This is a genomic window from Microbacterium oryzae, from assembly GCF_030406385.1.
GTDB classification, from domain to species: Bacteria; Actinomycetota; Actinomycetes; order Actinomycetales; family Microbacteriaceae; genus Microbacterium; species Microbacterium oryzae_A.
The window spans coordinates 13,480-39,528 of sequence record NZ_JAUEPM010000015.1; the positions used below are offsets into that span (position 1 = coordinate 13,480).

Below are 26,049 nucleotides of genomic sequence, written 5' to 3' on the forward strand. Positions count from 1 at the left end.
GGAGGAGGAATCCAGCCCAACCGCCCTCCCGAGCGATGATCTCCTCCCGAGTGCGCGGGTTCATCGGGAGTGAATCCCTCATCGGGCGAGGTGCAGGCCCTGCGCGATGCTGCGCAGGATGAGGTCCTGCACCATGGGCCATTCGTCGAAGATCTGGCCGTAGGAGATCCGAATCACGTGATATCCGTGCAGACGGAGTTGCGCATCGTGCGCGATGTCGTCCGCGCGCTTGCGGCCCACGTGGTGACCGCCGTCGATCTGCACGATGAGGCGTTCTCCGAGGAGGAAGTCGACCCGACGACCCAGCAGCACGACCTGCGGCACGATCCGAACCGGGAGCCAGCGGATGCGGTGGAAGAACGTCGACTCCGTGCCCTCGTCCGCGAAAGGCGTGACGATGTCCGCGAGTCGGCGCGCGGCGGGCTTCAGTGGGAAGGCGCGCATCGCCCCGATCTCGATCCTCCGATGATGCAGCGCGGACTCCCAGATGGCGCGCGCCTCCTCCAGGGGCTGGCACTCCGCCACGACCGCGAGCACGTTCTCGATGGGGTCGACCAGCGAGCCCGGTGCGCGAGAGACCAAGGGCCGGCCCCAGTGGATGCGCGCCGAGTCGCGCCGAGCGTGACCGGCGTGCTGCGGAGCCGCCACGTGGTCGGACGAGACGTCACGCGCCCATAAGCCGTGGAGCCGCGCGGCGGAGAGGCACGTCAGGATCACTCCGTCGCGAGCAGCGGCGACGAGCGCGGGATCGCACTGCGACAGGGCGAGCCAGCCTCGTCGCGGTCGGATGACCAGGCCCATCGCCACGGCGTCGTCCATGGCGCGGCGCCCCACGCCCGCTTCCCGGAGGTCAACGACGCGAGCGATGCCTGTGCGGCGGCGGAGTTCCGCGAGAAGCGGCCGTACTCGGTCAGGAGGAGTGCGCATACGTCGAACCTGCAACGCGGGCACGATCCCGGATGGCCGTGGGCGGCTCCTCGTGCCGACACGCCGCAGCGAGGGAGCCTGTGCACACGACGAGAGCCTGGCCATCCGCCCCCTCGGGAGGAGGCGAGCGCAGGGGAGGAAGTTCGTCCCGAGAAAGCTCCTCCTGGCTGTGGATCTCCTCCCGGAAGGATGACGGACGGTGACGAGGACGGTGTCGCGGCGCTGAAATGACATCATCTGTCCGCATTGCCAGGAAACTGCCAGGGTCTCGTTTCGGTCACGGACGGCCACCCCGCGCGATCGGCGTCAGCATGCGGATCGGCCGTTATATTTCCGTTACCTTCCGTGATCGTCGCGAGGGGGCCATCCACGCGGCTCCCACGAGGTACGCAGTGGGCACTCAGACTCCGCCGCCAGGGTCTTCGTCTTGTGGCCGCGCCCGAACGCGGCAGATTCCCCCAAGACAGGACTGTGAATGCCCCGCACGCTTGAAGCGGGTGAGCCCCTTCTCACCCCGTTCCCTCGACCGAATCACCTCGCGCTCCTTCGGCAGGAGAAGGAGCGCCGCCGCCGCCGTCGCGTGTCGATCGGCGCCGCACTCGCCCTGTTCATGACCGCCGCCAGCGGAAGCGTGGCGGCAGCGGCCGCCGAGCTCGCTCCGGCTCCGCGTGACGCCGGCGCCGTGACGGCCGCCGCCACGATCGCCGAGGCCGCCGGTGACGCGAAGGCTGCGCTGGACGACGCGCAGACCGCCATCGACGAGGCGCACCCCACGGTGAACACCGAGCGCCTGGACGCGTACGTCCAGAAGCTCGAGGACTACGACAAGCTCCCGGCCATCGTGGTGCTGGGTGTCGCCGACGAGGCCGAGGCCGAGACCGAGGCCGTCGTCGCGAACACCGCCGCTGCGAACAAGGCCGACGCCGAGATCGCCGCCGAGAAGAAGGCCGCCGCGGAGAAGAAGGCGGCCGAGGAGAAGGCCGCGGCCGAGAAGAAGGCGGCGGAGGAGAAGGCTGCTGCCGAGAAGGCCGCTGCCGAGCAGGCCGCCGCCGAGCAGGCCGCGCAGGAGCAGGCCGCGCAGGAGCAGGCCGCGCCGGCGCCCGCTCCTGCTCCCGAGCAGCCCGCCGCTCCGGCTCCCGTGGAGCAGGCCCCCGCGCAGACGTACAGCGGGGGAGACCCGCAGTCGATCGCGCGCGACATGGCCGCGAGCCAGTACGGCTGGGGCGAGGGCGAGTTCCAGTGCCTCGTGTCTCTGTGGAACAAGGAGTCCGGCTGGAACCCCTCGGCCATGAACCCCTCCAGTGGCGCCTACGGCATCCCGCAGTCGCTGCCCGGCAGCAAGATGGCCAGCGCCGGCGCCGACTGGGCGACGAACCCCGCGACGCAGATCGCGTGGGGCCTCGGCTACATCGCCGGCAGCTACGGCACGCCCTGCGGCGCGTGGGGTCACTCCCAGGCCACCGGCTGGTACTGAGCCTTGCGATGAAGGGCCCCGGACGCACTCCGTCCGGGGCCCTTTCCCGTACCGGTCGCGCTCCGCTCGGCCGACCGTGTCTCACTTCCTGCGGGTCTGCGCGTCGGGTAGCCGCCGAGTGAGACATGGGTCCCGGCGCAGGGCGACCGTGTCTCACTTCCTGCGGGTCTGCGCGTCGGGTAGCCGCCGAGTGAGACATGGGTCCCGGCGCAGGGCGACCGTGTCTCACTTCCTGCGGGCATGCGCGTCGGATAGTCGCGCGGGGTGAGACATGGGGGCCGGCGCAGGGCTCGGAATACGGCAGGTGTGAGGCGCCCGAGAGCGCGCCGCGCACTGCCTGATGTCCCCTACTCCCGACAGGGCGCGCCGCACGACACGCCCGGGTTGCGGGCGTGCGGGGATGGATGGCAGAATAGACAGGTTCCACATTCCGGCGTGCGCTTCGGTGCGGCCGGATCACTGCCAGGGCAGTGCATAGACAGCGCGGGATCGCGCAGAGTTCTAGGCCGCGGGCAGCAGAACAACACAACCCCACCTCCTCCTCCGGGGGAGAAGTGCGGCTGCGGTCGTCTCCGGATGGCCGATTGACAGCAGAACAGTGGTGCAGCATGAGCCGCCTCCGGGCGGCCTCGAATGTGCCGAAGGCGCGCCCCGCGCCGCAGTGCGTCCAATGCCCGTGAGGTATGACGCGGAAAGAGAGACAGACAATGGCGGGACAGAAGATCCGCATTCGCCTGAAGTCGTATGACCACGAGGTCATCGACTCGTCGGCGCGCAAGATCGTCGACACGGTGACCCGTGCCGGCGCTCAGGTCGTCGGCCCGGTGCCGCTCCCGACGGAGAAGAACGTCGTGGCGGTCATCCGTTCGCCCCACAAGTACAAGGACAGCCGCGAGCACTTCGAGATGCGCACCCACAAGCGCCTCATCGACATCGTCGACCCGACCCCCAAGGCGGTCGACTCGCTCATGCGCCTGGACCTCCCTGCTGACGTCAACATCGAGATCAAGCTCTGAGGTTCGACATGGCTGACATCAACAACAAGGTTTCGAAGGGCCTCCTGGGCACCAAGCTCGGGATGACCCAGGTCTGGAACGAGAACGGCAAGCTCATCCCCGTCACGGTGATCGAGCTCGCCCCCAACGTGGTGACCCAGATCCGTTCGCTCGAGAAGGACGGCTACAACGCCGTTCAGATCGGCTACGGCCAGGTCGACCCCCGCAAGGTGAACAAGCCCCTCACGGCCCACTTCGAGGCCGCTGGCGTGACGCCCCGTCGTCACCTCACCGAGCTCCGCACCGCGGACGCAGCCGACTACAGCCTGGGCCAGGAGCTCACGGTTGACGGCGTGTTCGAGGCCGGCCAGCTGGTCGACGTCGTCGGCACCAGCAAGGGCAAGGGCACCGCGGGTGTCATGAAGCGCCACAACTTCAAGGGCGTCTCCGCTTCGCACGGTGCGCACCGCAACCACCGCAAGCCCGGTTCGATCGGCGCCTCGTCGACCCCGAGCCGCGTCTTCAAGGGCATGCGCATGGCCGGCCGTATGGGTGGCGAGCGCGTGACCGTCCTCAACCTCACGGTCCACGCCGTCGACGCCGAGAAGGGTCTGCTGCTCGTCAAGGGCGCCGTCCCCGGTGCGCGCGGCCGGGTCGTCTTCGTCCGCAACGCTGTGAAGGGGGCCTGAGACAGATGGCTGACTCGACTCTCGCTCTCGACGTCCTCAGCACCGATGGCAGCAAGACCGGCACGGTCGAGCTTCCCGCTTCGGTGTTCGACGCCAAGACGAACATCCCGCTGATCCACCAGGTCGTCGTCGCGCAGCTCGCGGCGGCTCGCCAGGGCACCCACTCGACCAAGCGTCGCGGTGAGGTCTCCGGTGCCGGCCGCAAGCCCTTCAAGCAGAAGGGCACGGGTAACGCCCGTCAGGGCTCGATCCGTGCGCCGCACATGACCGGTGGTGGCATCGTCCACGGTCCGAAGCCGCGCGACTACTCGCAGCGCACCCCCAAGAAGATGATCGCCGCCGCCCTCGCGGGCGTGCTCAGCGACCGTCTTCGCGGCGGCCGCCTGCACGTCGTCGACGCGTTCGGCACCGAGAAGCCCTCGACGAAGGCTGCCGCGTCGTTCATCGCGCAGGTCACCACGTCGAAGAAGGTCCTCATCGTGCTCGACCGCACCGATGACTTCGGATGGCTGAGCGTGCGCAACCTGCGCAACGTCCACGTCCTGTCCGCTGACCAGCTCAACGCATACGACGTGGTCACGTCTGACGACGTCGTGTTCACGAAGGCCGCGATCGACGCGTTCATCGCGCAGAAGACCGGCGCCATCCAGGAGGTCTCGGCATGACCGCTCTCAACAAGGACCCCCGCGATGTCATCATCGCGCCGGTCGTCTCTGAGAAGAGCTACGGCCTGATCGACGAGGGCAAGTACACGTTCATCGTGGACCCCCGCTCGAACAAGTCGGAGATCAAGCTCGCGATCGAGAAGATCTTCGATGTGAAGGTCGCCTCGGTGAACACGATCAACCGCGTCGGCAAGACTCGCCGCACCCGCTTCGGCACGGGCAAGCGCAAGGACACCAAGCGCGCCATCGTGACCCTCAAGTCGGGCACCATCGACATCTTCACGGCTGTCAGCTGAGACGGCCAGGAGGAATAGAGAGAAATGGCTATTCGCAACTACAAGCCCACGACCCCGGGTCGCCGCGGCTCGTCGGTGGCTGACTTCGCTGAGATCACGCGCTCGACGCCCGAGAAGTCCCTGCTTCGCCCGCTCGCCAAGACCGGTGGACGCAACAACCAGGGCCGCATCACGACGCGTCACATCGGTGGTGGCCACAAGCGCCAGTACCGCGTGATCGACTTCCGTCGCAACGACAAGGACGGAATCAACGCGAAGGTCGCTCACATCGAGTACGACCCCAACCGCACCGCGCGCATCGCGCTCCTGCACTACTTCGACGGCGAGAAGCGCTACATCCTCGCGCCCGAGAAGCTGCGTCAGGGCGATGTCGTCGAGTCGGGTGCCGGCGCTGACATCAAGCCCGGCAACAACCTGCCGCTGCGCAACATCCCCACCGGTACGGTCATCCACGCCATCGAGCTCCGCCCCGGCGGCGGCGCGAAGCTGGCTCGTTCGGCGGGCGCCTCGGTGCGTCTCGTCGCCAAGGACGGGCCCTACGCGCAGCTCCGTCTGCCCTCCGGTGAGGTCCGCAACGTCGACGCACGCTGCCGCGCCACCATCGGCGAGGTCGGCAACGCCGAGCAGTCGAACATCAACTGGGGCAAGGCCGGCCGCAAGCGCTGGCAGGGCGTCCGCCCGACCGTCCGTGGTGTCGCCATGAACCCGGTCGACCACCCGCACGGTGGTGGTGAGGGCAAGACGTCCGGTGGTCGTAACCCTGTTACGCCGTGGGGTCAGCCTGAGGGCCGCACCCGCCACGCGAACAAGGAAAGCGACAAGCTCATCGTTCGTCGTCGTAACGCCGGCAAGAAGCGCAAGTAGGAGTCAAGAAGATGCCACGCAGTCTGAAGAAGGGCCCCTTCGTCGACGAGCACCTGCTTCGCAAGGTTGTCTCGCAGAACGAGGCGGGTACCAAGAACGTCATCAAGACCTGGTCGCGCCGTTCGATGATCATCCCCACGATGCTGGGGCACACCATCGCCGTGCACGACGGTCGCAAGCACGTTCCCGTGTTCGTGACCGAGTCCATGGTCGGCCACAAGCTGGGCGAGTTCGCGCCCACCCGCACCTTCCGCGGCCACGTGAAGGACGACAAGAAGGGCCGTCGCCGCTAAGGCGACCGAGAGGAGAGAGAAATGGTGGAGTCCATCGCACGTGTGCGACACATCCGCGTGACCCCTCAGAAGGCTCGTCGTGTCGTGGCCCTCATCAAGGGCAAGCAGGCCGAGGAGGCTCTCGCGATCCTCAGGTTCGCGCAGCAGTCCGCCTCGGACCCGATCTACAAGCTCGTCGAGTCGGCTATGGCCAACGCGCAGGTCAAGGCCGGCAACGCCGGTGAGCACCTGAACGAGCAGGACCTGTACGTGAAGAACGCCTTCGTGGACGAGGGGACGACGCTCAAGCGCTTCCAGCCCCGTGCACAGGGCCGCGCGTTCCAGATCAAGAAGCGCACGAGCCACATCACGGTCGTGCTCTCGACCCCCGAGGCCGCCGACGTGGCCCCCGCGGGCAAGAAGAAGGCGAGCAAGTAATGGGACAGAAGGTAAACCCGTACGGCTTCCGCCTCGGCATCACCACGGACCACGTCTCGCGCTGGTTCTCTGACTCGACCAAGCCGGGTCAGCGCTATGCCGACTACGTGGCCGAGGACATCCGGATCCGCAAGCTGCTCACCACGTCGCTCGACCGCGCCGGCGTGAGCAGCATCGAGATCGAGCGCACCCGCGACCGTGTGCGCGTCGACATCCACACCGCACGACCGGGCATCGTCATCGGCCGTCGTGGTGCGGAGGCCGAGCGCATCCGCGGCGAGCTCGAGAAGCTCACCGGCAAGCAGATCCAGCTGAACATCCTCGAGGTCAAGAACCCCGAGGCCGACGCTCAGCTCGTCGCTCAGGGTGTGGCCGAGCAGCTCTCCGCTCGCGTGGCGTTCCGCCGCGCGATGCGCAAGGGCCTGCAGGGCGCGCAGCGCGCCGGCGCCAAGGGCGTCCGGATCCAGGTCTCGGGCCGTCTCGGCGGCGCCGAGATGAGCCGGTCGGAGTTCTACCGCGAGGGTCGTGTGCCGCTGCACACGCTGCGCGCGAACATCGACTACGGCTTCTACGAGGCGAAGACCACCTTCGGCCGCATCGGCGTGAAGGTCTGGATCTACAAGGGCGACCTCACCAACAAGGAACTCGCGCGTGAAGAGGCTTCGCGTAAGCCCTCCTCGCAGCGCGACCGTGGCGGCCGCCGCGGCCCGCGTCGCAACGACGAGGCAGCGCCGGTCGCGGAAGGAGCGTCGGCGTAATGCTCATCCCTCGCAAGGTCAAGTACCGCAAGCAGCACCACCCCAAGCGGGATGGCCAGGCGACCGGCGGCACGAAGGTCAGCTTCGGCGACTTCGGCATCCAGGCGCTGACGCCCGCTTACGTGACGAACCGTCAGATCGAGTCCGCTCGTATCGCCATGACGCGTCACATCAAGCGTGGCGGAAAGGTGTGGATCAACATCTACCCCGACCGCCCGCTGACCAAGAAGCCTGCTGAGACCCGCATGGGTTCCGGTAAGGGTTCGCCCGAGTGGTGGGTCGCCAACGTCAAGCCGGGTCGCGTCCTCTTCGAGGTCTCCGGTGTGTCCGAGGAGCTCGCCCGTGAGGCACTGACCCGAGCAATTCACAAGCTGCCGCTCAAGGCACGCATCATCAAGCGCGAGGAGGGCGACGCGTAATGGCGATCGGCACCAAGGAGCTCGCCCCCAAGGAGCTCGACACGTTCGAAGACCAGCGCCTCGCCGAGGAGCTGCGCAAGGCCAAGGAAGAGCTGTTCAACCTGCGCTTCCAGTCGGCCACCGGCCAGCTGGACAGCCACGGCCGCATCCGTGCGGTCAAGCGCGACATCGCGCGGCTGTACACCGTGATCCGCGAGCGCGAGCTCGGGATCCGTGCGACGCCGGCCCCGGTCGAGACCAAGGCCAAGAAGACCAAGGCGAAGAAGGCGGACAAGGCGGAGACGCCGGCTGCCGCCGAGGGAGAGGCTGAGTGATGGCCACCGAGAACAAGACCGAGGAGACCGCCGAGCGCGGTTACCGCAAGTCCGTCCGCGGCTACGTCGTGAGCGACAAGATGGACAAGACGATCGTCGTCGAGGTCGAGGACCGCGTTAAGCACCCCCTCTACGGCAAGGTCATCCGTCGCACGAAGAAGCTCAAGGCGCACGACGAGCAGAACAGCGCCGGCATCGGCGACCTCGTGGTCATCAACGAGACCCGTCCGCTCAGCGCCACCAAGCGCTGGCGTCTGGTCGAGATCCTCGAGAAGGCCAAGTAAGCCTCCGGGCCTGCTTGGAATCCAAGGAGTAACAAGTGATTCAGAACGAATCCCGCCTCAAGGTCGCCGACAACACCGGCGCCAAGGAGCTGCTCACCATCCGCGTGCTCGGCGGCTCCAGCCGCCGCTACGCGGGTCTCGGTGACACGATCGTCGCCACCGTCAAGGACGCGATCCCCGGCGGCAACGTGAAGAAGGGCGACGTGGTCAAGGCCGTCGTCGTCCGCACTGTCAAGGAGACGCGTCGTCCCGACGGCTCGTACATCAAGTTCGACGAGAACGCCGCCGTCATCCTGAAGAACGACGGGGAGCCCCGTGGCACCCGCATCTTCGGTCCCGTCGGCCGCGAGCTTCGTGACCGTCGGTTCATGAAGATCGTCTCGCTCGCACCGGAGGTGCTCTAACTCATGGCGAAGATCAAGAAGGGCGACCTCGTCCAGGTGATCTCCGGCGCCAAGCCCGAGCGCGGTGGAGACCGCGGCAAGCAGGGCAAGGTGCTCGAGGTTCTGGAAGGCGGCAACCGCGTCGTCGTCGAGGGCGTGAACTACATCACCAAGCACAACCGCGTCGGCCAGACGCAGCGCGGCACGAAGACCGGCGGCATCGAGACCCTCGAGGCCCCGATCCACGTGTCCAACGTCGCGCTCGTCGACCCCGAGACCAAGAAGCCGACGCGTGTCGGGTTCCGTCTCGAGGAGCAGGTCAAGGACGGCGTCAAGAAGACTGTTCGCGTGCGCTACGCGAAGAAGTCGGGTAAGGACATCTGACAATGAGCACGGATACCGCTGCGCAGACTGGCCGAATCCAGCCGCGCATGAAGCAGGTCTACCGGGACGAGATCCGTCAGAAGCTGCAGGACGAGTTCGGCTACGCCAACCCGATGCAGGTTCCCGGTCTCGTGAAGGTGGTCGTGAACACGGGTGTCGGCGAGGCCGCTCGCGACAGCAAGGTCATCGAGGGCGCGGTCTCCGACCTCACCGCCATCACCGGCCAGAAGCCCATCGTGACCAAGGCCAAGAAGTCGATCGCGCAGTTCAAGCTGCGTGAGGGTCAGGCCATCGGCGCGCACGTCACCCTCCGCGGTGACCGCGCGTGGGAGTTCCTGGACCGCCTGATCTCGCTGGCGCTGCCCCGCATCCGCGACTTCCGCGGCCTGTCGCCGAAGCAGTTCGACGGCAACGGCAACTACACCTTCGGTGTGCAGGAGCAGTCGATCTTCCACGAGATCGACCAGGACCGGATCGACCGCGTCCGCGGCTTCGACATCACCATCGTCACCACCGCGAAGACTGACGACGAGGGACGCGCGTTCCTGCGCCACCTCGGCTTCCCCTTCGTCGGCAAGAACGACGAGCAGGCCTGATACACTAGGGCGTTTGCTCGATGCGTTTCGCCCCCGCGGCCGCGCGCCGCGGGGGCGTCTCGCATGAGCTCACAACTGAAAATCGCAGGTCATCGAAGGTCGCCTGTCGTGTAACGGCAGCCGAAACCTCATGAACAAAGGACAAGTCGTATGACAATGACAGACCCGGTCGCAGATCTGCTGACCCGTCTGCGCAACGCGAACTCGGCGCACCACGACAGCGTGTCGCTGCCGTCGAGCAAGCTCAAGACGCACATCGCCGACATCCTCCGCCAGGAGGGCTACATCCAGTCTTGGGAGGAGTCGGACGCACGCGTCGGCAAGACCCTCACCCTGACTCTCAAGTACGGCCCGAACCGTGAGCGCTCCATCGCGGGCATCAAGCGCGTCTCGAAGCCCGGTCTCCGCGTGTACGCGAAGTCGACCGAGCTCCCTCGCGTGCTCGGCGGTCTCGGTGTCGCCATCCTTTCCACCTCCAGCGGTCTCCTCACCGACCGCCAGGCCGAGCAGAAGGGCGTGGGCGGAGAAGTTCTCGCCTACGTGTGGTGATCGAAACATGTCGCGTATCGGACGTCTTCCCATCGACATCCCCGCCGGCGTCTCTGTGACGGTCGACGGGTCGCAGGTTGCGGTCAAGGGCCCCAAGGGCGAGCTCGCCCTCTCGGTGGCCAAGCCGATCGAGGTCAAGGTCGAGGAGAACCAGGTTCTCGTCACCCGCCCCGACGACGAGCGTGAGTCGCGTGCACTGCACGGCCTCACCCGCACCCTCATCTCCAACAACATCATCGGCGTGACCCAGGGCTACACCAAGGGCCTCGAGGTCGTCGGCACGGGTTACCGCGTCGCCCAGAAGGGCTCGTCCGTCGAGTTCGCTCTCGGCTTCTCGCACCCCGTCGTCGTCGAGCCGCCGGCTGGCATCACGCTCACGGTCGAGGGCAACAACCGCCTCACCGTCGCCGGCATCGACAAGCAGGCCGTCGGCGAGGTCGCTGCCAACATTCGCAAGATCCGCAAGCCCGAGCCGTACAAGGGCAAGGGCGTGCGCTACGCCGGCGAGGTCGTGCGTCGCAAGGCCGGAAAGGCTGGTAAGTAATCATGGCTGTGAAGTCGAAGTCCGTCGCACGCTCGCGTCGCCACACTCGCCTTCGCAAGAAGGTCGTGGGCACCGAGGTGCGTCCCCGTCTCGTCGTCAACCGCTCTGCACGCCACGTGTTCGTGCAGCTCGTGGACGACAGCAAGGGCATCACGCTCTTCAGCGCGTCCACGCTCGAGACCGACCTCCGCTCGTTCGAGGGTGACAAGACCGCCAAGGCCCGCAAGGTCGGCGAGCTCGTCGCCGAGCGCGCGAAGGCCGCCGGCATCAACGACGTCGTGTTCGACCGTGGAGGCAACCGCTACGCCGGTCGTGTCGCCGCGATCGCGGATGGCGCCCGTGAGGGAGGCCTGAACCTGTGAGTGAGATCAAGGAGACCGAAGTGACCACCGAAGCCGCTGCCCAGGCAGCGCCCGAGCAGACCGAGGAGCGCCGCGAGCGCGAGCCTCGCCGCGGCGGTCGCGACCAGCGCGGCAACGGCCGTGACCGCAACAGCCGTGGCAACGACAGCCAGTTCCTGGAGCGCGTCGTCACGATCAACCGCGTGTCGAAGGTCGTCAAGGGCGGTCGTCGCTTCAGCTTCACCGCTCTCGTGGTGGTCGGCGACGGCAACGGCGTGGTCGGCGTCGGCTACGGCAAGGCCCGCGAGGTGCCCCTGGCCATCTCCAAGGGCGTCGAGGACGCGAAGCGCAACTTCTTCCGCGTGCCCCGCGTCGGCAGCACCATCCCGCACCCCGTGCAGGGTGAGGCGGCCGCCGGTGTCGTCCTGCTTCGTCCGGCCGCTGCCGGTACCGGTGTTATCGCCGGTGGCCCCGTGCGCGCCGTGCTCGAGTGCGCCGGCATCCACGACGTGCTGTCGAAGTCGCTCGGCTCGTCGAACACCATCAACATCGTGCACGCCACGGTCGAGGCCCTGAAGCAGCTCGAGGAGCCCCGTGCGGTCGCCGCGCGTCGTGGCCTCGACTTCGACCAGGTCGCCCCGGCTCGTCTCGTGCGCGCGGAGGCCGAGGCCGCCGCTACTGCAAAGGCAGGTGCCTGATGGCTGCGCGTCTGAAGGTGACGCAGATCAAGTCCAAGGTGAGCGAGAAGCAGAACCAGCGCGACACGCTGCGCAGCCTGGGTCTCAAGCGGATCGGCGACTCGGTCGTCCGTCCCGACGACGCTCAGACCCGCGGCTACGTCCGCGCGGTCGCTCACCTCGTGAATGTTGAGGAGATCGACTGATGGCTGAGAGCAACGAGCAGCGCCCCGGCGTGCTGAAGGCCCACCACCTCCGTCCCGTCCCGGGCGCCAACACCGCGAAGACCCGCAAGGGTCGCGGTGAGGGCTCGAAGGGCAAGACGGCCGGTCGTGGCACCAAGGGCACGCGTGCCCGCAACACCGTGCGCGTCGGCTTCGAGGGTGGGCAGATGCCGCTGCACATGCGCACCCCGAAGCTCCGCGGCTTCAAGAACCCCTTCCGCGTGGAGTACCAGGTCGTGAACCTGGACAAGCTCGCGGAGCTCTACCCGCAGGGTGGCGATGTGACCATCGCCGACCTCGTGGCTAAGGGCGCCGTTCGCAAGAACGAGAAGGTCAAGGTCCTCGGCAACGGCGACATCTCCGTCGCACTGACGGTGTCGGTGGACAAGGTCTCCGGCTCGGCAGAGCAGAAGATCGTCGCCGCCGGCGGCAGCATCAAGTAACACCGCGCGAGAGGGCCGGAGGCATGCGCCTCCGGCCCTTTCCGTTACTCTGGAGATCGGTGCGCCCTCTTTCGTCAGGCCACCACTCCACTTCACTGGGAGGCCCTTCCTTGTTCAGCGCTATCGCGCGGATCTTCCGCACGCCGGATCTGCGGCGGAAGATCGGCTTCACGCTCGGGATCATCGCGGTGTACCGCTTCGGCGCTCACATCCCCGCGCCGTTCGTCAACTTCCCGAACGTGCAGAGCTGCATCGACCAGACCTCCGGCGCCCAGGGGCTCCTCTCGCTGGTGAATCTCTTCTCCGGCGGCGCGCTGCTCCAGCTGTCGATCTTCGCGCTGGGCGTCATGCCCTACATCACGGCGACGATCATCACGCAGCTGCTGCGCGTGGTCATCCCGCACTTCGAGGCCCTCTACAAGGAGGGTCAGGCCGGCCAGGCGCGTCTGACGCAGTACACCCGGTACCTCACGATCGCGCTCGCGCTGCTGCAGTCGACGACGCTCATCACGGTCGCCCGCAGCGGTCAGCTCTTCGGCGTCACCGGCGTGCCGGAGTGCACGAACGTCCTCACGAACGACGTGTGGTGGGCGCAGCTGCTCATCGTCATCACCCTGACCGCCGGCACCGGCCTCATCATGTGGTTCGCGGAGCTCGTCACCGAGCGCGGCGTCGGCAACGGCATGTCGCTGCTGATCTTCACCTCGATCGCCGCGTCGTTCCCCGCCGCCATGTGGGCCATCTGGCAGGCGCGCGGCTTCGAGATCTTCCTCCTCGTGCTCGTCATCGGCGTCGTCATCATCGCCGCGGTGGTGTTCGTCGAGCAGTCGCAGCGCCGCGTTCCCGTGCAGTACGCCAAGCGGATGGTCGGACGCCGCACGTACGGCGGCACGAACACGTACATCCCGATCAAGGTGAACATGGCCGGCGTCGTGCCCGTCATCTTCGCCTCGTCGCTGCTGTACATCCCGTCGCTCATCGCGCAGTTCAACTCCACGCCCGACGCCGACGGCAACCTGCCCGGCTGGGTCCAGTGGATCAACAACTACCTGACCACGGGAGACAACCCGCTCTACATGCTGGTGTACTTCCTCCTCATCATCGGCTTCACGTACTTCTACGTCTCGATCACGTTCAACCCGATCGAGGTCGCCGACAACATGAAGAAGTACGGCGGGTTCATCCCCGGCATCCGCGCCGGCCGCCCGACCGCCGAGTACCTGGAGTACGTGCTCACCCGCATCACGCTCCCCGGCGCGATCTACCTCGGTCTCGTCGCCCTCATCCCGCTCGTGGCCCTCGCGACCGTGGGCGCCAATCAGAACTTCCCGTTCGGCGGCGCGTCGATCCTCATCATGGTCGGCGTCGGCCTCGAGACGGTGAAGCAGATCGACGCGCAGCTGCAGCAGCGCCACTACGAAGGACTCCTCCGATGACAGCGCCCCGTCTTCTCATCGTCGGCCCGCAGGGCTCCGGCAAGGGCACGCAGGGCGTGCTCGTGGCCTCGGCCTTCGACGTTCCCGTGGTCTCCACGGGCGACATCTTCCGGGCGAACATCGCCCAGGGCACAGAGCTCGGCCGCAAGGTGCAGGCGATCACGGACGCCGGCCACCTCGTGCCCGACGAGGTCACCAGCGAGATCGTGCGCGACCGCCTCGCGCAGGACGACGCGGCCGAGGGCTTCCTCCTGGATGGCTACCCCCGCAACGCCGCGCAGGTGCGCGATCTCGATGCGTTCCTCTCCGACCGCGGCGAGCAGCTCGACGCGGTGATCCTCCTCGACGTGCCGCGCGAGGAGTCGATCGCCCGCATCGCCAAGCGCGCCGCCGAGCAGGGCCGCAGCGACGACACGGAGGAGGCGATCTCCAAGCGCCTCGACATCTACGAGTCGGAGACCGCGCCCATCCTCGACGTGTACGGGGAGCGCGGCATCGTCGACCGCATCGACGGCGTCGGGTCTCTCGACGAGATCACCGCGCGCATCTTCGACGCCCTCGAGGCGCGCGGCATCGTGCGCGTGGCCGCGTGAGCGTGTTCCGCCGCTCGCCGTACAAGAACGCCGCGCAGCTGCGGGGGATGGTCGCACCCGGCCTCATCACCGCAGCGTCCCTCGACGAGGTGCGCCGGGCCATCCGACCCGGCATCACGACCGGCGAGCTCGACGCGATCGCGAACCGGGTGATCACGGGTCGCGGTGCGCGCTCGAACTTCCAAATGGTGCGCGGGTACCGCCACACCACCTGCATCTCGGTGAACGACCAGGTCGTCCACGGCATCCCGGGGGAGCGGGTCATCCAACCGGGTGACATCGTCTCCATCGACAGCGGGGCCGAGACGGCGGATGGCTGGAACGGCGATTCCGCGATCACGATCGTCGTGCCCGGGGGAGACCCGGATGTCGCCGCTCGCCGTGAGGAGCTCTCGCGCGTGACGGAGGGATCGATGTGGGCGGGGATCGCCGCCCTCGCGTCCGCGAGCCACCTCGGGGAGGTGGGCGCGGCCATCCAGGAGTACATCGAGGCGAACCCGCTGTCGTCGGGAGAGCCCGCGGGCATCCTGCGCGACTACGTCGGTCACGGCATCGGACGCAGAATGCACGAGGCGCCGTCGATCTTCAACTACCGCACCGAGGAGCGCGGCGCCGACGTGCGCCCCGGGCTCACGGTGTGCATCGAGCCGATGATGACGTCGGGCTCCGAAGAGGTGTTCGTGGAGGACGACGACTGGACGGTGTCCACCGTCGACGGCAGCGACGGCTCCCACTGGGAGCACAGTGTCGCCGTGCATGATGGCGGCATCTGGGTGCTGACCGCGCCCGATGGCGGAGCCGCGGGCCTTGCCCCGTTCGGCGTCGCCCCCACCCCGCTCGCTTGAGGTTTCGGAGAGAACTGACGTGATGATGGCTAACCCTGGCAAGAAGACGAACTGGTTCGCCATCGTCATCTCCCTGATCGTCGTCGTGGCGATCGTCGGCGTCGGCGCGCTCGTCGTCACGATGAACAACGCCGCGACCGCGCCCGCCGAGGCTCCGGCAGCCGGCGTCGTGAACGAGGAGACCGGCGGCATCAGCATCGGCGACGGCCCGGATGTCATCGAGGAGTACGTGGACTTCATGTGCCCCTACTGCGGCCAGTACTGGGAGGGCTACAGCGAGTACGTCAGCGAGAAGGTGGAGGCGGGCGAGGCGACCCTCGTCATCCACCCGATCTCGATCCTCGACAACGCGTCGCAGGGCACCGAGTACTCGACCCGCGCCGCGAGCGCCGCGTACTGCGTGGCGGAGACGAACCCCGACGCGTTCTACCCGTACGTCGACCGCCTGTTCGCGAACCAGCCGGCGGAGTCGACCGAGGGGCTGTCGGATGACGAGCTCGCGGAGTTCGCGGATGAGGTCGGGGCCGGTGACGCCGCGTCCTGCATCGCCGACCAGGAGTACGCGGACTACGTCGCCGAGCGCACCGAGGAGACCCCGATCGCGCCGGGTGCGAGCGGCATCTCGACGCCGACGATCGTGGTGAACGACGAGTTCGTGCAGCTGACGTTCCAGGGCCCCGAGGTCGACCTCGAGCCGCTGCTCGCGCAGTAAGCGCGGAGGGCGTTTCGTCTCGCTCCGCTCGCTCAACGACCGCGGGGGATGGCCCCTGCCGCCGGCGTGTCGGACGGCACCGGCCATCCGACACGCCGGAGTTGCCGACACGCCCGACGTGACATACCATTGATCTTTGGTGCCTTGCGCCTCATTCCGGCGTGTCGTTCCGACGGCCATCCGGCACCATCACCCAACCACCGCAGACCGACCGGTCCGCAGCAAGCGCGAGCGAGGATATGGCGAAGAAAGACGGAGTCATCGAGTCCGAGGGGACCATCGTCGAGGCGCTGCCGAACGCGATGTTCCGTGTCGAGCTCGACAAGCCCGCAGGGCACAAGGTGCTCGCAACGATCTCCGGCAAGATGCGGCAGAACTACATCCGCATCATCCCCGAAGACCGTGTGGTCGTGGAGCTCAGCCCCTACGACCTGACGCGCGGCCGCATCGTCTACCGCTACCGCTGACCGGTCGAGAAGTAACGACCGGCTGCGTCGCGAGGCGACGCCGGTACGAAGACAGCGAATAGGAAGCATCATGAAGGTCAACCCCAGCGTCAAGCCGATCTGCGACCACTGCAAGGTGATCCGCCGCCACGGCCGCGTCATGGTCATCTGCAAGAGCAACCCGCGCCACAAGCAGCGCCAGGGCTGAGCTCGGCCGATACCGGCAACTGAATTCGGCAGGATCAGAACCCGCTCAAGCGGGGGACACCTCGGGGCGGAGGCCCGGGCACCGATCCTGCTCCACACCTCCACATAGCAACAGGAGAACCGCATGGCACGTCTTGCCGGCGTCGACATCCCGCGCGACAAGCGCGTGGTGATCGCACTCACGTACATCTACGGCGTTGGCCGTACCCGCTCGAACGAGATCCTCGCGGCCACGGGCATCAGCCCCGACGTCCGCGTGAAGGACCTCTCCGACGACCAGCTCGTCGCGCTGCGTGACCACATCGAGGGCACCTACAAGGTTGAGGGTGACCTCCGCCGCGAGGTCGCTGCCGACATCCGCCGCAAGGTCGAGATCGGCTCCTACGAGGGTCTGCGTCACCGTCGCGGTCTCCCGGTCCGCGGTCAGCGCACGAAGACCAACGCGCGTACGCGCAAGGGCCCGAAGCGCACCGTTGCCGGTAAGAAGAAGGCCCGCTAAGGCGCGCGGATAGGTTTAGGAGAACAACATGGCTGCACCGAAGTCCGCAGCGCGCAAGCCGCGCCGCAAGGAAAAGAAGAACATCGCGCTGGGTCAGGCCCACATCAAGTCGACGTTCAACAACACGATCGTCTCGATCACCGACCCGTCCGGCGCTGTCATCAGCTGGACCTCGTCGGGTGGCGTGGGCTTCAAGGGCTCGCGCAAGTCGACGCCGTTCGCTGCCGGCCTCGCCGCCGAGGCTGCTGCGCGTCAGGCGCAGGAGCACGGCGTCAAGAAGGTCGACGTGTTCGTGAAGGGCCCGGGCTCGGGCCGCGAGACCGCGATCCGCTCGCTTCAGGCCGCCGGCCTCGAGGTCGGGTCGATCCAGGATGTGACGCCGCAGGCCCACAACGGCTGCCGTCCGCCGAAGCGTCGCCGCGTCTGAGAACCGTCTTCGCCGGGGTGCTCGTTGCGAGCACCCCGGCGCATTCGCCGTTCACGCCCGGCGCGAGCTGGGTCCCGAGTACCCCTCACGACCTCTCATCCACGCAAGTGTCATATAGCGGGCACTTGATCGAAAGGAACACATAGTGCTCATCGCACAGCGTCCGACCCTCACCGAGGAGAAGATCTCCGAGTTCCGCAGCCGGTTCGTCATCGAGCCGCTCGAGCCCGGCTTCGGCTACACGATCGGCAACGCGCTCCGTCGCAGCCTGCTCTCGTCGATCCCCGGTGCATCGGTCACGAGCATCCGCATCGACGGCGTGCTGCACGAGTTCAGCACCATCCCCGGTGTGAAGGAGGATGTCACCGAGATCATCCTCAACATCAAGCAGCTGGTCGTCTCGAGCGAGCGCGACGAGCCCATCACGGCCTACCTGCGCAAGACGGGTGCGGGCGAGGTCACGGCCGCCGACATCTCGGCTCCGGCCGGCGTCGAGGTCCACAACCCCGAGCTCGTCATCGCGACGCTCAACTCGGACGCCAAGTTCGAGCTCGAGCTCACGATCGAGCGCGGCCGCGGATACGTCTCGGCGACGCAGAACCGCAACGAGTACGCCGAGGCGGGCCAGATTCCCGTCGACTCGATCTACTCGCCCGTGTTCAAGGTCAGCTACCGCGTCGACGCGACCCGTGCCGGTGAGCGCACCGACTTCGACAAGCTGATCCTGGATGTCGAGACGAAGGCCTCGATGCTGCCGCGCGACGCCGTCGCTTCGGCCGGTCGCACGCTCGTCGAGCTGTTCGGTCTCGCCCGCGAGCTGAACGTCGAGGCCGAGGGCATCGAGATCGGCCCCGCGCCGGTCGAGACCGTGCTCTCGAACGAGCTGTCGATGCCGATCGAGGACCTCGATCTGTCGGTTCGCTCGTACAACTGCCTCAAGCGCGAGGGAATCAACACGGTCAGCGAGCTCGTCGCCCTCTCGGAGACGCAGCTGATGAACATCCGCAACTTCGGTCAGAAGTCGGTCGACGAGGTGCGCGACAAGCTCGTCTCGCTCGGTCTGTCGCTGAAGGACTCGGTGCCCGGTTTCGACGGCACCGGCTTCTACAGCGGCTACGACGAAGAGTCCCTCTGACCCGACTTCCCGTCCTGATACTGGAGTAACACGAAATGCCTAAGCCCACCAAGGGTGCCCGCCTCGGCGGCGGCCCCGCCCACGAGCGTCTGCTTCTCGCGAACCTCGCAGCGGCCCTGTTCACGCACAAGTCGATCAAGACCACGGAGACGAAGGCCAAGCGCCTGCGCCCCCTGGCTGAGCGTCTCATCACCAAGGCGAAGCGCGGCGACCTGCACGCCCGTCGCACCGTGCTCTCGACCATCGGCGACAAGTCGGTCGTCCACGTTCTCTTCAACGAGATCGCTCCGCTCGTCGCCGAGCGCGAGGGCGGCTACACGCGCATCACCAAGGTCGGCAACCGCAAGGGCGACAACGCTCCCATGGCCGTGATCGAGCTCGTCCTCGAGCCCGTCACTCCGAAGGCGAAGAACTCGTCGACGTCGTCGAAGGCCGCTGCCGCCGACGCTTCGGCCGAGCCGGCTGCCCCCGCCGAGTCGGCGGCCCCGGTCGCCAACGAGAACGAGGCTGCTGAGCCCGCCGAGGTCGAAGAGGCGGGTGCTGCTGCCGACGACAAGCTCGGCGAGGCGCTCGTCGACAACGAGGCCGGCGACGAGGAGGCTGCCGAGGAGGCAGACGCTCCCAAGCCCGACGCGAAGTAACTCTCGCTTCATCGGAACGCCCTCGACCTTCGGGTCGGGGGCGTTCCGCCGTTCGGGGGTATTGGCGGGGTGGGCGGATGGCCGGGGCCGGGGGTCGCGGCAGGTCCGGCTAGCTCTCTCGGGAGCGTTGCCGCAAAGTGCAGCAACCGGTGCCCCGATGGACGCGTCCAGCGGCAAGAGCCCACGCCCTTTCCCCGAAGCGCCTCCAACGTCTCATCGGTTGCCGCGAAATGCGGCAAGGGGTGGCCAGGGCCGCGCATGAGGGCGTCGACCCTTTCCGCGGAGTGCGTTCATCCGCGCGACGCTTGCCGCGAAGCGGGGGCAAGGATGGCTCGGGCCTCGGCGCAGGACCCGTCGCGCCGGCGGCCTTCGACCGATGCTGGACTCGTCGCGGAGCGGAATTGACACGTCTCATGACCGCACATACACTCGGAGCGCCGGGGAAACGCTTTCCGCGGCGATAACAGCCCAGACGAAGATGTCGAGGAGCCGCATGACTTCGCCGCAGAACGCCACTATGACGCTCGCACTCGCGCAGAGCCGCGAGCCGAGCGCGATGCTTCGCTGGTGGAGCCGCAACTGGCACCCCGTCGTATTCGTGGTGGTCCTGATCGCCGTGTGGTGGGCGGTCACCGCCCTCGAGTGGGTCGCACCGTTCATCATCCCCTCGCCGGGTGACACCTGGAGCGCGTTCGCGGACAACGCCGCCTACCTCGCGCAGCACACCTGGGTCACGACCTACGAGACGCTCGTCGGGTTCGTGATCGCCGTGGTGGTCGGGCTCTTCGTCTCGGTGATCATGGTCTACTCGCGTGGCATCGAGCAGACGCTGTACCCGGTCATCCTCTTCGCTCAGGTCATCCCGAAGATCGCGATCGCGCCACTGTTCATCGTGTGGCTCGGGTTCGGCACCTCGCCGAAGATCCTCGTCGCCGTGCTGATGGCGTTCTTCCCGGTCGTGATCTCCGGGCTCGCCGGACTGCGATCGGTCGACCCCGAGATCCTCCAGCTGACCTCCACGATGGGCGCCGGCCGATTTCGCACGTTCCTGAAGGTTCGGCTTCCCGCGGCGCTGCCGGAGCTGCTCTCGGGGTTGAAGGTCGCCGCGACCCTCGCCGTGACGGGCGCGGTGGTCGGCGAGTTCGTCGGAGCGAACGAGGGGCTCGGATACGTCATCCTGCAGGCCAACGGAAACCTCGACACTGCGATGCTCTTCGCTGCCCTGATCGTCATGTCCCTGATGGGCGTGCTGCTCTTCGCGATCATCCAGATCGCCGAGCGGTTCCTCATTCCCTGGCACGCATCGAAGCGCGACGTCGGCGCTGCGACCGTGCGCCTTTGACCCGTCCCAATCGCACTCACACACAGGAGAACTGATGAAGAAGTCAGCATCCGCCCTCGGCGCCCTCAGCGTCGTCACCATCGCCGGACTGGCGCTGACCGGCTGCGGGGGAGGGGCGACGCCCAGCGACGACACGAGCTCGGGCGCCGGCGAAGGCGCCACCGAGGTGAGCCTCATGCTCAACTGGTACCCCTACGGCGAGCACGCCGCCTTCTACTACGGCGTGGAGCAGGGGATCTTCGAGGAGCACGGCATCGATCTGACGATCGACGCCGGCCAGGGCTCCACGAAGACTGCTCAGGCCGTCGGGCAGAAGCAGGTTGACTTCGGGTGGGCGGACACCCCCGCAGTCCTCGCGAACATCGACAAGGGCGTTTCGATCAAGAGCGTCGGTGTCTTCCTCCAGACCACACCCTCAGCGGTGCAGGTGTTCGCCGACTCGGGTATCGAGGAGCCGGAAGACCTCAAGGGCAAGACGATCGCCGTATCCGCAGGAGATGCGCCAACGACCACGTTCCCGCTCTACCTGGAGGCCGTCGGGCTCGCCGAGTCGGACGTCAAGCAGCAGAACCTCGACGCCGCCGGCAAGATCGCGGCCGTGCTCTCGGGGCAGGTCGACGGCCTCATCGGCTTCGCGCACGACCAGGGTCCGAACATCGCGGCGAAGAGCGGCAAGGAGATGCGGTACCTCCGCTACTCGGACGCCGGCCTGAACTTCTTCAGCAACGGACTCATCGCGAACACCGAGACGATCGCCGACGACCCGGAACTCGTCGAGAGCCTCGTCGCCGCCACCTCCGAGGCGTTCGCTGCCGCCGAGGAGGACCCGGAGGCCGCGGTCGCGGCAATGGAGGGCAAGGACCCGCAGATGCCGGCGAAGGAGGTGCTGCTCGACCAGTGGGAGGAGACCATCAAGCTTCTCCACACCGACGCGACCGAGGGCGAAGCTCCCGGCGTCAACGCGACCGAGGACTGGGAGTCCACCCTCGAGGTGCTCGGCGAAGCGGGGCTGATCGAGGGCGGCGGCGACGTCGACACCTACTTCGACGCGTCGTTCGCTCCAGCGGAGTGACGTGACTGCTCAGATGTCAGCTCCCCAGGTACAGGAGAACACCCGTATGCGGAACTCGCCGTCGGCGGCGCTGGAGATCAGCGACGTCTCCATCACGTTCGCCTCCAAGCGCGGCAGGGTCACGGCCCTCGAAGGCGTCGATCTCAACGTGCAGGAGGGCGAGTTCATCACCATCGCCGGGCCGTCGGGATGCGGGAAGTCCACGCTGCTGAAGGCCGTGGCCGGACTCACCGTGCCGAGCGCCGGAAGCCTCCGGCTCAACGGCGAGGAGGTGACGGGCCCGCGACAGGACATCGGCTACGTCTTCCAGCGGGCGGCCCTCCTGGAGTGGCGCAGTGTGCGGGGGAACATCCTGCTGCAGGCCGAGATGCGCGGGATGAACATGCGCAAGGCGCAGGAGCGTGCGGATGCGCTCATCGAGATGACCGGGCTCACCGGCTTCGAGAAGGCGCTGCCGCACGAGCTGTCGGGCGGCATGCAGCAGCGCGTCTCGCTCTGCCGAGCCCTGTTGCATGAGCCTCGGGTGCTGCTGATGGACGAGCCGTTCGGCGCGCTCGACGCTCTGACGCGCGAGAAGATGAACGTCGAGCTCAATCGGATCTGGTCGCAGACCGGCACGACGGTGCTACTGGTGACGCACTCGGTCGCCGAGGCCGTGTACCTCGCGTCGCGGGTCATCGTCATGAGCCCCCGGCCCGGGCGTATCCTCGAGGAGCATCGAGTCGACCTGCCCGCACAGCGCGACTATGCGCAGGTGCTCGAGACTCCCGAGTTCCATCGCATCTCGAGCCGCGTGCGCGAACTCCTCGGCTCGCCCGGGGGAGACTGACCGCCGTCGCCACCGATGAAGCGCCGTATCGGATCATCCGATGCGGCGCTTCTGCGCTACCGCGCCGACAGGCGTGCGATGAACTCGTCCGCCGCCGCCAGCTGCCGCTCGAGCTTGGCGCGGCGCTCGACCGCCTCGGTGAGGAAGGCGTCCATGCGGGAGCGAGCGGCGCCATCCGCCGGGTCTGCCTCGAGGGCGTCGGCCGCCGCGAGCAGCTCGCCCATCTCCTCCAGCGCGAAGCCGAGGGGCTTCATCCGTCGGATGAGCATGAGGCGCTCGAAGTCGCGCTCGGTGTAGAGCCGATAGCCGCCATCCGACCGGGCGGACGGCTTCAGCAGCCCGATCTCGTCGTAGTGGCGGATGGTCCGCAGCGACAGTTCCGAGCGGTCGGCGAGCTCGCCGATGTGCATCGTCGCGGTCACGGACGTCCTCTCCAGTCGGCAGCAACCCTCACGTTACGGTAGGGTTGGGGATGGCCGTTCGGCCGTTCCCATCCTCGCGCACGTTCTCGAAGGAGCACTGTGTCCTCTGGCGTCACGGTCCTGAAGGCCATCCGCTCACCGCGCACGCTCACACGCGAGGTGCTCGCCGGGCTCGTCGTGGCCCTCGCGCTCATCCCCGAGGCGATCGCGTTCTCGATCATCGCCGGCGTCGACCCGCGGGTCGGGCTCTACTCGTCGTTCATCATGGGCCTCGTCATCTCGATCGTCGGCGGACGCGCGGCCATGATCTCCGCCGCGACCGGCGCCGTCGCGCTCGTCGTGGCGCCGGTGGCGCCGACGTACGGCGTGGACTACCTCATCGCGACGATCATGCTCGCGGGCGTCATCCAGATCCTGCTCGCGGTCTTCGGGGTCGCGAAGCTCATGCGCTTCATCCCTCGCAGCGTGATGACGGGCTTCGTGAACGCGCTGGCCATCCTCGTCGTCATCGCCCAGCTGCCGCACGTGATCGACGTTCCGTGGCTCGTGTACCCGCTGATCGTCGTCGGCGTCGCGATTATCTTCGCGTTCCCGAAGCTGACCACGGCCATCCCGGCGCCGCTCATCGCGATCATCGTGCTCACGGCGTTCGTGGTCCTGGCGGGCGTGAACATCCCGACCGTCGGCGACCAGGGCGCGCTGCCGCGGAGCCTGCCGTCGCTGTTCATCCCGAACGTGCCGCTCAACGGCGAGACGCTCGCGATCATCGCGCCGTATGCGATCGGCGTCGCGGCGGTGGGTCTGCTCGAGTCGCTCATGACGGCCAAGCTCGTCGACGAGATCACCGACTCGCACTCGTCGAAGACCCGCGAGGCGTGGGGCCAGGGCACCGCGCAGCTCGCGTCGGCGTTCTTCGGCGGGATGGGCGGATGCGCGGTCGTCGGGCAGACGATGATGAACGTCCGCGTGGCGGGGGCCCGCACGCGCATCTCGACGTTCCTCGCCGGCGCGTTCCTGCTCGTGCTCGTCGTGATCTTCGGCGACGTCGTCGCGCTGGTCCCGATGGCGGCGCTCGTCGCGGTCATGATCATGGTGTCGGTGGCTGCGTTCGACTGGCACAGCATCCGGCCCTCGACACTGCGACGGATGCCTCGGAGCGAGACCGCGGTCATGGTGCTGACGGTCGTGCTGACGGTCCTGACGCACAACCTCGCGGTCGGCGTCGGCGGGGGAGTGCTGCTGGCGATGGTGCTGTTCGCGCGCCGCGTCGCGCACTTCACGACAGTGCGACGCACGATGGCGGATGGCGTCGCCCGCTACGAGGTGGATGGCGAGCTCTTCTTCGCCTCGTCCAACGACCTCACAACGCAGTTCTCCTACGCGGACGACCCGAAGCGCGTGGTCATCGACATGTCGCGCTCGCACGTCTGGGACGCCTCGTCGGTCGCGGCGCTCGATGCGATCGAGACGAAGTACGCCCGCCTCGGCGTCGAGGTCGAGATCGTCGGGATGAACACCTCGACGCAGGACTTCCACGGGCGCCTGTCGGGGAACCTCGGCGGGGAGTAGCGGGGCGGTTCCGCGAGTACGCGAGTTCCGCACCACCGAGTCCGGGGTCATGCGGTTCGGTGGTGCCGTTCTCGCGGTCAAGCCGGCGATTCCGTGAGTTCCGCACCATCGAGGCGCGGGCCATCCGGTTCGGTGGTGCCGTTCTGTCGTTTAGGCCCGCCATTCGGCGAGAACGGCACCACCGAGTCTGGCGCCGATCCGTTCGGTGGTGCCGTTGTGGCGTTCTGAGCCGTGATTCAGCGAGTTCCGCACTGCCGAAGCCACGGCCATCCGATTCAGTGGTGCCCTTGTCGCGTTCAGCCGCGTGATTCCGCGAATTCGGCACCGCCGAAGGCCGGAGAGGGATTCGCCAGTGCGGCCGACACGACTAACGCCCCCGAAACGTGTCGTCCGCACTGGCGAGCGCTTCCCTCGGTACCTCTCGGACGGAGCCGAGGACGGCATTCCTGCCTGTAGCGCCCTCTAACGGTATCGCGATATTTTCGGACTAATGCGACCGGACCGTTTCCCGGCGCTGCTCTCGGCCGCTCCCCCCGGCGGTCTTCGCTCGACCCCTGACGGAGTCACCCATGTCCGCACCCGCCTTCGACTTCAGCGCGCCGGCAGCGCCTCCTGCCAAGAAGAAGCGCAATGTGAAGAAGTTCATCGTCCCGACGGTCACCGCGGTGGCCGGTCTCATCCTCGGCGCGTCCTTCGGCGGCGCCGGCAGCTCCTCCGAGAACGCCGAGCTCACCGCCCAGGTCGCCGAGCTCGAGCAGACCAACGCCGCCATGGACGAGCGCCTCGGCGCCCTCGAGTCCATCCAGGACGAGTACGACGCGCTCGACGCGGAGCACGCCGACACCGTCGCCGCGCTGAGCGAGGCCGAGGACTCGACCGCCGACCTCACGGCCCGCGTCAGCGAGCTCGAAGGGCAGGCGGCCGACCTCACGAGCCAGCTCGATGCGAAGACCGCGGAGTACGACGAGCTCGCCTCGCAGCCGGTCGCCGCGGCTCCCGCTCCGGAGGCTCCCGCTCCGGAGGCCGCCGCGCCGCCGGTCGCCGAGGAGCCGGTGCAGCAGAGCGCGTACTACGAGAACTGCACAGCTGCCCGCAACGCGGGCGCCGCACCCGTGCGCGTCGGCGACCCCGGCTACGGCAGCCACCTCGACCGCGACGGCGACGGCATCGGCTGCGAGTAACCTCCCACGTTCGCCAGTGCGGGCGACACGGTTCCGAGCCGCGAACCGCGCCGCCCGCACTGGCGAACCGCAGAGACGGCCACCCCGCATAGGCACGCCGCCCGCGCCGCCCGCGCCGCCCGCGCCGCCCGCGCCGCCCACGCCGCCCGCGAGATCG

Annotated in this window: 38 protein-coding genes; 36 read left to right on the forward strand and 2 right to left on the reverse strand. The window is 67.7% G+C overall.

The genetic code is table 11. The features are described from left to right. Positions 1–78 precede the first annotated feature (78 nt). Positions 79–834 (reverse strand): DUF559 domain-containing protein, encoded by a 756-nt coding sequence (locus QWJ90_RS14495; protein WP_290108584.1) that lies wholly within the window; start codon positions 832–834, stop codon positions 79–81. A 568-nt stretch (positions 835–1,402) separates the two neighbouring features. Between QWJ90_RS14495 and QWJ90_RS14500 the strand changes: the two genes are divergently transcribed. The 34 genes from QWJ90_RS14500 (at position 1,403) to QWJ90_RS14665 (ending at position 22,720) form a co-directional block, all read left to right on the forward strand. Then, complete coding sequence (locus QWJ90_RS14500; protein ID WP_290108585.1) at positions 1,403–2,401, forward strand: lytic transglycosylase domain-containing protein; 999 nt, start codon at positions 1,403–1,405, stop codon at positions 2,399–2,401. A gap of 707 nt (positions 2,402–3,108) precedes the next feature. Continuing rightward, positions 3,109–3,417, forward strand: coding sequence for a 30S ribosomal protein S10 (rpsJ, locus tag QWJ90_RS14505; RefSeq protein ID WP_156242027.1), 309 nt, complete (start codon positions 3,109–3,111; stop codon positions 3,415–3,417). Between the two features lie 8 nt (positions 3,418–3,425). Next, positions 3,426–4,085 carry a 50S ribosomal protein L3 gene (gene rplC / locus QWJ90_RS14510; RefSeq protein ID WP_156242026.1) on the forward strand — a complete coding sequence of 220 codons (660 nt, stop codon included), beginning with the start codon at positions 3,426–3,428 and terminating at the stop codon, positions 4,083–4,085. A gap of 5 nt (positions 4,086–4,090) precedes the next feature. Further along, on the forward strand, positions 4,091–4,750 hold the full coding sequence (rplD, locus tag QWJ90_RS14515) for a 50S ribosomal protein L4 (protein ID WP_156242025.1): 660 nt from the start codon (positions 4,091–4,093) through the stop codon (positions 4,748–4,750). After that, a complete protein-coding gene (rplW, locus tag QWJ90_RS14520) occupies positions 4,747–5,046 on the forward strand; it encodes a 50S ribosomal protein L23 (RefSeq protein WP_156242024.1) in 300 nt (99 codons plus the stop codon). Before rplD ends, rplW begins: the two co-directional genes overlap by 4 nt. 24 nt (positions 5,047–5,070) lie before the next feature. Then, positions 5,071–5,910 carry a 50S ribosomal protein L2 gene (rplB, locus tag QWJ90_RS14525; protein ID WP_156242023.1) on the forward strand — a complete coding sequence of 280 codons (840 nt, stop codon included), beginning with the start codon at positions 5,071–5,073 and terminating at the stop codon, positions 5,908–5,910. Positions 5,911–5,921: 11 nt separating this feature from the next. Continuing rightward, the gene (gene rpsS / locus QWJ90_RS14530) at positions 5,922–6,203 is read left to right on the forward strand and encodes a 30S ribosomal protein S19 (protein WP_156242022.1); all 282 of its coding nucleotides are present in this window, start codon (positions 5,922–5,924) and stop codon (positions 6,201–6,203) included. A 21-nt stretch (positions 6,204–6,224) separates the two neighbouring features. After that, a complete protein-coding gene (gene rplV / locus QWJ90_RS14535) occupies positions 6,225–6,620 on the forward strand; it encodes a 50S ribosomal protein L22 (RefSeq protein WP_290108588.1) in 396 nt (131 codons plus the stop codon). After that, positions 6,620–7,378 (forward strand): 30S ribosomal protein S3, encoded by a 759-nt coding sequence (gene rpsC, locus QWJ90_RS14540; protein WP_156242020.1) that lies wholly within the window; start codon positions 6,620–6,622, stop codon positions 7,376–7,378. The genes rplV and rpsC overlap by 1 nt, the downstream gene beginning before the upstream one ends. Further along, positions 7,378–7,797, forward strand: a complete 420-nt coding sequence (gene rplP, locus QWJ90_RS14545; RefSeq protein ID WP_156242019.1) for a 50S ribosomal protein L16 — start codon at positions 7,378–7,380, stop codon at positions 7,795–7,797. The genes rpsC and rplP overlap by 1 nt, the downstream gene beginning before the upstream one ends. Further along, the gene (gene rpmC / locus QWJ90_RS14550) at positions 7,797–8,111 is read left to right on the forward strand and encodes a 50S ribosomal protein L29 (protein WP_290108589.1); all 315 of its coding nucleotides are present in this window, start codon (positions 7,797–7,799) and stop codon (positions 8,109–8,111) included. The genes rplP and rpmC overlap by 1 nt, the downstream gene beginning before the upstream one ends. Beyond that, positions 8,111–8,395 carry a 30S ribosomal protein S17 gene (gene rpsQ / locus QWJ90_RS14555; RefSeq protein ID WP_290108590.1) on the forward strand — a complete coding sequence of 95 codons (285 nt, stop codon included), beginning with the start codon at positions 8,111–8,113 and terminating at the stop codon, positions 8,393–8,395. Before rpmC ends, rpsQ begins: the two co-directional genes overlap by 1 nt. A 35-nt stretch (positions 8,396–8,430) precedes the next feature. Then, entirely contained in the window at positions 8,431–8,799 is a 369-nt protein-coding gene (gene rplN / locus QWJ90_RS14560; RefSeq protein WP_156242016.1) for a 50S ribosomal protein L14, read from the forward strand. A gap of 3 nt (positions 8,800–8,802) precedes the next feature. Further along, positions 8,803–9,162 carry a 50S ribosomal protein L24 gene (gene rplX, locus QWJ90_RS14565; RefSeq protein WP_290108592.1) on the forward strand — a complete coding sequence of 120 codons (360 nt, stop codon included), beginning with the start codon at positions 8,803–8,805 and terminating at the stop codon, positions 9,160–9,162. Positions 9,163–9,164: 2 nt separating this feature from the next. Beyond that, entirely contained in the window at positions 9,165–9,758 is a 594-nt protein-coding gene (rplE, locus tag QWJ90_RS14570) for a 50S ribosomal protein L5 (RefSeq protein ID WP_290108594.1), read from the forward strand. A gap of 150 nt (positions 9,759–9,908) precedes the next feature. Beyond that, positions 9,909–10,307 (forward strand): 30S ribosomal protein S8, encoded by a 399-nt coding sequence (gene rpsH / locus QWJ90_RS14575; RefSeq protein ID WP_156242013.1) that lies wholly within the window; start codon positions 9,909–9,911, stop codon positions 10,305–10,307. Between the two features lie 7 nt (positions 10,308–10,314). After that, on the forward strand, positions 10,315–10,851 hold the full coding sequence (gene rplF / locus QWJ90_RS14580; RefSeq protein WP_290108596.1) for a 50S ribosomal protein L6: 537 nt from the start codon (positions 10,315–10,317) through the stop codon (positions 10,849–10,851). 2 nt (positions 10,852–10,853) lie between these two features. Further along, on the forward strand, positions 10,854–11,213 hold the full coding sequence (gene rplR, locus QWJ90_RS14585) for a 50S ribosomal protein L18 (protein ID WP_156242011.1): 360 nt from the start codon (positions 10,854–10,856) through the stop codon (positions 11,211–11,213). Next, entirely contained in the window at positions 11,210–11,890 is a 681-nt protein-coding gene (rpsE, locus tag QWJ90_RS14590) for a 30S ribosomal protein S5 (protein WP_436836710.1), read from the forward strand. The genes rplR and rpsE overlap by 4 nt, the downstream gene beginning before the upstream one ends. Then, positions 11,890–12,075 carry a 50S ribosomal protein L30 gene (gene rpmD / locus QWJ90_RS14595; RefSeq protein ID WP_290108598.1) on the forward strand — a complete coding sequence of 62 codons (186 nt, stop codon included), beginning with the start codon at positions 11,890–11,892 and terminating at the stop codon, positions 12,073–12,075. The genes rpsE and rpmD overlap by 1 nt, the downstream gene beginning before the upstream one ends. Beyond that, positions 12,075–12,536, forward strand: a complete 462-nt coding sequence (rplO, locus tag QWJ90_RS14600; RefSeq protein WP_156242008.1) for a 50S ribosomal protein L15 — start codon at positions 12,075–12,077, stop codon at positions 12,534–12,536. The genes rpmD and rplO overlap by 1 nt, the downstream gene beginning before the upstream one ends. A gap of 110 nt (positions 12,537–12,646) precedes the next feature. Continuing rightward, positions 12,647–13,972 (forward strand): preprotein translocase subunit SecY, encoded by a 1,326-nt coding sequence (gene secY, locus QWJ90_RS14605; RefSeq protein ID WP_290108599.1) that lies wholly within the window; start codon positions 12,647–12,649, stop codon positions 13,970–13,972. Next, positions 13,969–14,565, forward strand: coding sequence for an adenylate kinase (locus tag QWJ90_RS14610; RefSeq protein ID WP_290108600.1), 597 nt, complete (start codon positions 13,969–13,971; stop codon positions 14,563–14,565). Before secY ends, QWJ90_RS14610 begins: the two co-directional genes overlap by 4 nt. Beyond that, positions 14,562–15,410 (forward strand): type I methionyl aminopeptidase, encoded by an 849-nt coding sequence (map, locus tag QWJ90_RS14615; protein ID WP_290108601.1) that lies wholly within the window; start codon positions 14,562–14,564, stop codon positions 15,408–15,410. Before QWJ90_RS14610 ends, map begins: the two co-directional genes overlap by 4 nt. A gap of 22 nt (positions 15,411–15,432) precedes the next feature. Next, positions 15,433–16,122, forward strand: coding sequence for a DsbA family protein (locus tag QWJ90_RS14620; RefSeq protein ID WP_290108602.1), 690 nt, complete (start codon positions 15,433–15,435; stop codon positions 16,120–16,122). A gap of 239 nt (positions 16,123–16,361) precedes the next feature. Then, the gene (infA, locus tag QWJ90_RS14625; RefSeq protein WP_156242004.1) at positions 16,362–16,589 is read left to right on the forward strand and encodes a translation initiation factor IF-1; all 228 of its coding nucleotides are present in this window, start codon (positions 16,362–16,364) and stop codon (positions 16,587–16,589) included. 70 nt (positions 16,590–16,659) lie between these two features. Then, complete coding sequence (rpmJ, locus tag QWJ90_RS14630) at positions 16,660–16,776, forward strand: 50S ribosomal protein L36 (protein WP_005050492.1); 117 nt, start codon at positions 16,660–16,662, stop codon at positions 16,774–16,776. 123 nt (positions 16,777–16,899) lie between these two features. Continuing rightward, complete coding sequence (gene rpsM, locus QWJ90_RS14635) at positions 16,900–17,274, forward strand: 30S ribosomal protein S13 (protein WP_156242003.1); 375 nt, start codon at positions 16,900–16,902, stop codon at positions 17,272–17,274. A 28-nt stretch (positions 17,275–17,302) separates the two neighbouring features. Then, entirely contained in the window at positions 17,303–17,701 is a 399-nt protein-coding gene (gene rpsK, locus QWJ90_RS14640) for a 30S ribosomal protein S11 (protein ID WP_156242002.1), read from the forward strand. A 145-nt stretch (positions 17,702–17,846) separates the two neighbouring features. Continuing rightward, the gene (locus tag QWJ90_RS14645; RefSeq protein WP_156242001.1) at positions 17,847–18,836 is read left to right on the forward strand and encodes a DNA-directed RNA polymerase subunit alpha; all 990 of its coding nucleotides are present in this window, start codon (positions 17,847–17,849) and stop codon (positions 18,834–18,836) included. A 35-nt stretch (positions 18,837–18,871) separates the two neighbouring features. Next, on the forward strand, positions 18,872–19,477 hold the full coding sequence (gene rplQ / locus QWJ90_RS14650) for a 50S ribosomal protein L17 (protein WP_290108604.1): 606 nt from the start codon (positions 18,872–18,874) through the stop codon (positions 19,475–19,477). A 493-nt stretch (positions 19,478–19,970) separates the two neighbouring features. Next, entirely contained in the window at positions 19,971–20,819 is an 849-nt protein-coding gene (locus tag QWJ90_RS14655) for an ABC transporter permease (protein WP_290108605.1), read from the forward strand. Between the two features lie 34 nt (positions 20,820–20,853). Then, positions 20,854–21,891 carry an ABC transporter substrate-binding protein gene (locus tag QWJ90_RS14660; RefSeq protein ID WP_290108607.1) on the forward strand — a complete coding sequence of 346 codons (1,038 nt, stop codon included), beginning with the start codon at positions 20,854–20,856 and terminating at the stop codon, positions 21,889–21,891. Between the two features lie 13 nt (positions 21,892–21,904). Beyond that, positions 21,905–22,720 (forward strand): ABC transporter ATP-binding protein, encoded by an 816-nt coding sequence (locus QWJ90_RS14665; RefSeq protein ID WP_290108608.1) that lies wholly within the window; start codon positions 21,905–21,907, stop codon positions 22,718–22,720. Positions 22,721–22,776: 56 nt separating this feature from the next. On the opposite strand, the gene QWJ90_RS14670 is transcribed toward QWJ90_RS14665, so the two are convergent. Further along, positions 22,777–23,130 (reverse strand): MerR family transcriptional regulator, encoded by a 354-nt coding sequence (locus QWJ90_RS14670; protein ID WP_290108612.1) that lies wholly within the window; start codon positions 23,128–23,130, stop codon positions 22,777–22,779. Between the two features lie 111 nt (positions 23,131–23,241). Between QWJ90_RS14670 and QWJ90_RS14675 the strand changes: the two genes are divergently transcribed. Further along, positions 23,242–24,711 carry a SulP family inorganic anion transporter gene (locus QWJ90_RS14675; protein WP_290108609.1) on the forward strand — a complete coding sequence of 490 codons (1,470 nt, stop codon included), beginning with the start codon at positions 23,242–23,244 and terminating at the stop codon, positions 24,709–24,711. Positions 24,712–25,280: 569 nt separating this feature from the next. After that, positions 25,281–25,892, forward strand: coding sequence for an excalibur calcium-binding domain-containing protein (locus QWJ90_RS14680; RefSeq protein WP_290108610.1), 612 nt, complete (start codon positions 25,281–25,283; stop codon positions 25,890–25,892). Positions 25,893–26,049 lie beyond the last annotated feature (157 nt).

Coding starts and splice junctions, on each gene's coding strand:
- rpsQ (WP_290108590.1), top strand. CDS start 8,111: ATGGCCACCGAGAACAAGACCGAGGAGACCGCCGAGCGCGGTTACCGC.
- rpsJ (WP_156242027.1), top strand. CDS start 3,109: ATGGCGGGACAGAAGATCCGCATTCGCCTGAAGTCGTATGACCACGAG.
- rpmD (WP_290108598.1), top strand. CDS start 11,890: ATGGCTGCGCGTCTGAAGGTGACGCAGATCAAGTCCAAGGTGAGCGAG.
- rpsM (WP_156242003.1), top strand. CDS start 16,900: ATGGCACGTCTTGCCGGCGTCGACATCCCGCGCGACAAGCGCGTGGTG.
- QWJ90_RS14660 (WP_290108607.1), top strand. CDS start 20,854: ATGAAGAAGTCAGCATCCGCCCTCGGCGCCCTCAGCGTCGTCACCATC.
- rplX (WP_290108592.1), top strand. CDS start 8,803: ATGGCGAAGATCAAGAAGGGCGACCTCGTCCAGGTGATCTCCGGCGCC.
- rplB (WP_156242023.1), top strand. CDS start 5,071: ATGGCTATTCGCAACTACAAGCCCACGACCCCGGGTCGCCGCGGCTCG.
- rplF (WP_290108596.1), top strand. CDS start 10,315: ATGTCGCGTATCGGACGTCTTCCCATCGACATCCCCGCCGGCGTCTCT.
- rplD (WP_156242025.1), top strand. CDS start 4,091: ATGGCTGACTCGACTCTCGCTCTCGACGTCCTCAGCACCGATGGCAGC.
- QWJ90_RS14500 (WP_290108585.1), top strand. CDS start 1,403: ATGCCCCGCACGCTTGAAGCGGGTGAGCCCCTTCTCACCCCGTTCCCT.
- rplO (WP_156242008.1), top strand. CDS start 12,075: ATGGCTGAGAGCAACGAGCAGCGCCCCGGCGTGCTGAAGGCCCACCAC.
- rplW (WP_156242024.1), top strand. CDS start 4,747: ATGACCGCTCTCAACAAGGACCCCCGCGATGTCATCATCGCGCCGGTC.
- rpsS (WP_156242022.1), top strand. CDS start 5,922: ATGCCACGCAGTCTGAAGAAGGGCCCCTTCGTCGACGAGCACCTGCTT.
- rpmC (WP_290108589.1), top strand. CDS start 7,797: ATGGCGATCGGCACCAAGGAGCTCGCCCCCAAGGAGCTCGACACGTTC.
- rpsH (WP_156242013.1), top strand. CDS start 9,909: ATGACAATGACAGACCCGGTCGCAGATCTGCTGACCCGTCTGCGCAAC.
- QWJ90_RS14610 (WP_290108600.1), top strand. CDS start 13,969: ATGACAGCGCCCCGTCTTCTCATCGTCGGCCCGCAGGGCTCCGGCAAG.
- rplE (WP_290108594.1), top strand. CDS start 9,165: ATGAGCACGGATACCGCTGCGCAGACTGGCCGAATCCAGCCGCGCATG.
- rplP (WP_156242019.1), top strand. CDS start 7,378: ATGCTCATCCCTCGCAAGGTCAAGTACCGCAAGCAGCACCACCCCAAG.
- rplQ (WP_290108604.1), top strand. CDS start 18,872: ATGCCTAAGCCCACCAAGGGTGCCCGCCTCGGCGGCGGCCCCGCCCAC.
- QWJ90_RS14670 (WP_290108612.1), bottom strand. CDS start 23,130: ATGCACATCGGCGAGCTCGCCGACCGCTCGGAACTGTCGCTGCGGACC.
- QWJ90_RS14680 (WP_290108610.1), top strand. CDS start 25,281: ATGTCCGCACCCGCCTTCGACTTCAGCGCGCCGGCAGCGCCTCCTGCC.
- QWJ90_RS14655 (WP_290108605.1), top strand. CDS start 19,971: ATGACTTCGCCGCAGAACGCCACTATGACGCTCGCACTCGCGCAGAGC.
- rpsC (WP_156242020.1), top strand. CDS start 6,620: ATGGGACAGAAGGTAAACCCGTACGGCTTCCGCCTCGGCATCACCACG.
- infA (WP_156242004.1), top strand. CDS start 16,362: ATGGCGAAGAAAGACGGAGTCATCGAGTCCGAGGGGACCATCGTCGAG.
- rplR (WP_156242011.1), top strand. CDS start 10,854: ATGGCTGTGAAGTCGAAGTCCGTCGCACGCTCGCGTCGCCACACTCGC.
- QWJ90_RS14665 (WP_290108608.1), top strand. CDS start 21,905: ATGTCAGCTCCCCAGGTACAGGAGAACACCCGTATGCGGAACTCGCCG.
- QWJ90_RS14620 (WP_290108602.1), top strand. CDS start 15,433: ATGATGGCTAACCCTGGCAAGAAGACGAACTGGTTCGCCATCGTCATC.
- rpmJ (WP_005050492.1), top strand. CDS start 16,660: ATGAAGGTCAACCCCAGCGTCAAGCCGATCTGCGACCACTGCAAGGTG.
- rplC (WP_156242026.1), top strand. CDS start 3,426: ATGGCTGACATCAACAACAAGGTTTCGAAGGGCCTCCTGGGCACCAAG.
- rplV (WP_290108588.1), top strand. CDS start 6,225: ATGGTGGAGTCCATCGCACGTGTGCGACACATCCGCGTGACCCCTCAG.
- rpsK (WP_156242002.1), top strand. CDS start 17,303: ATGGCTGCACCGAAGTCCGCAGCGCGCAAGCCGCGCCGCAAGGAAAAG.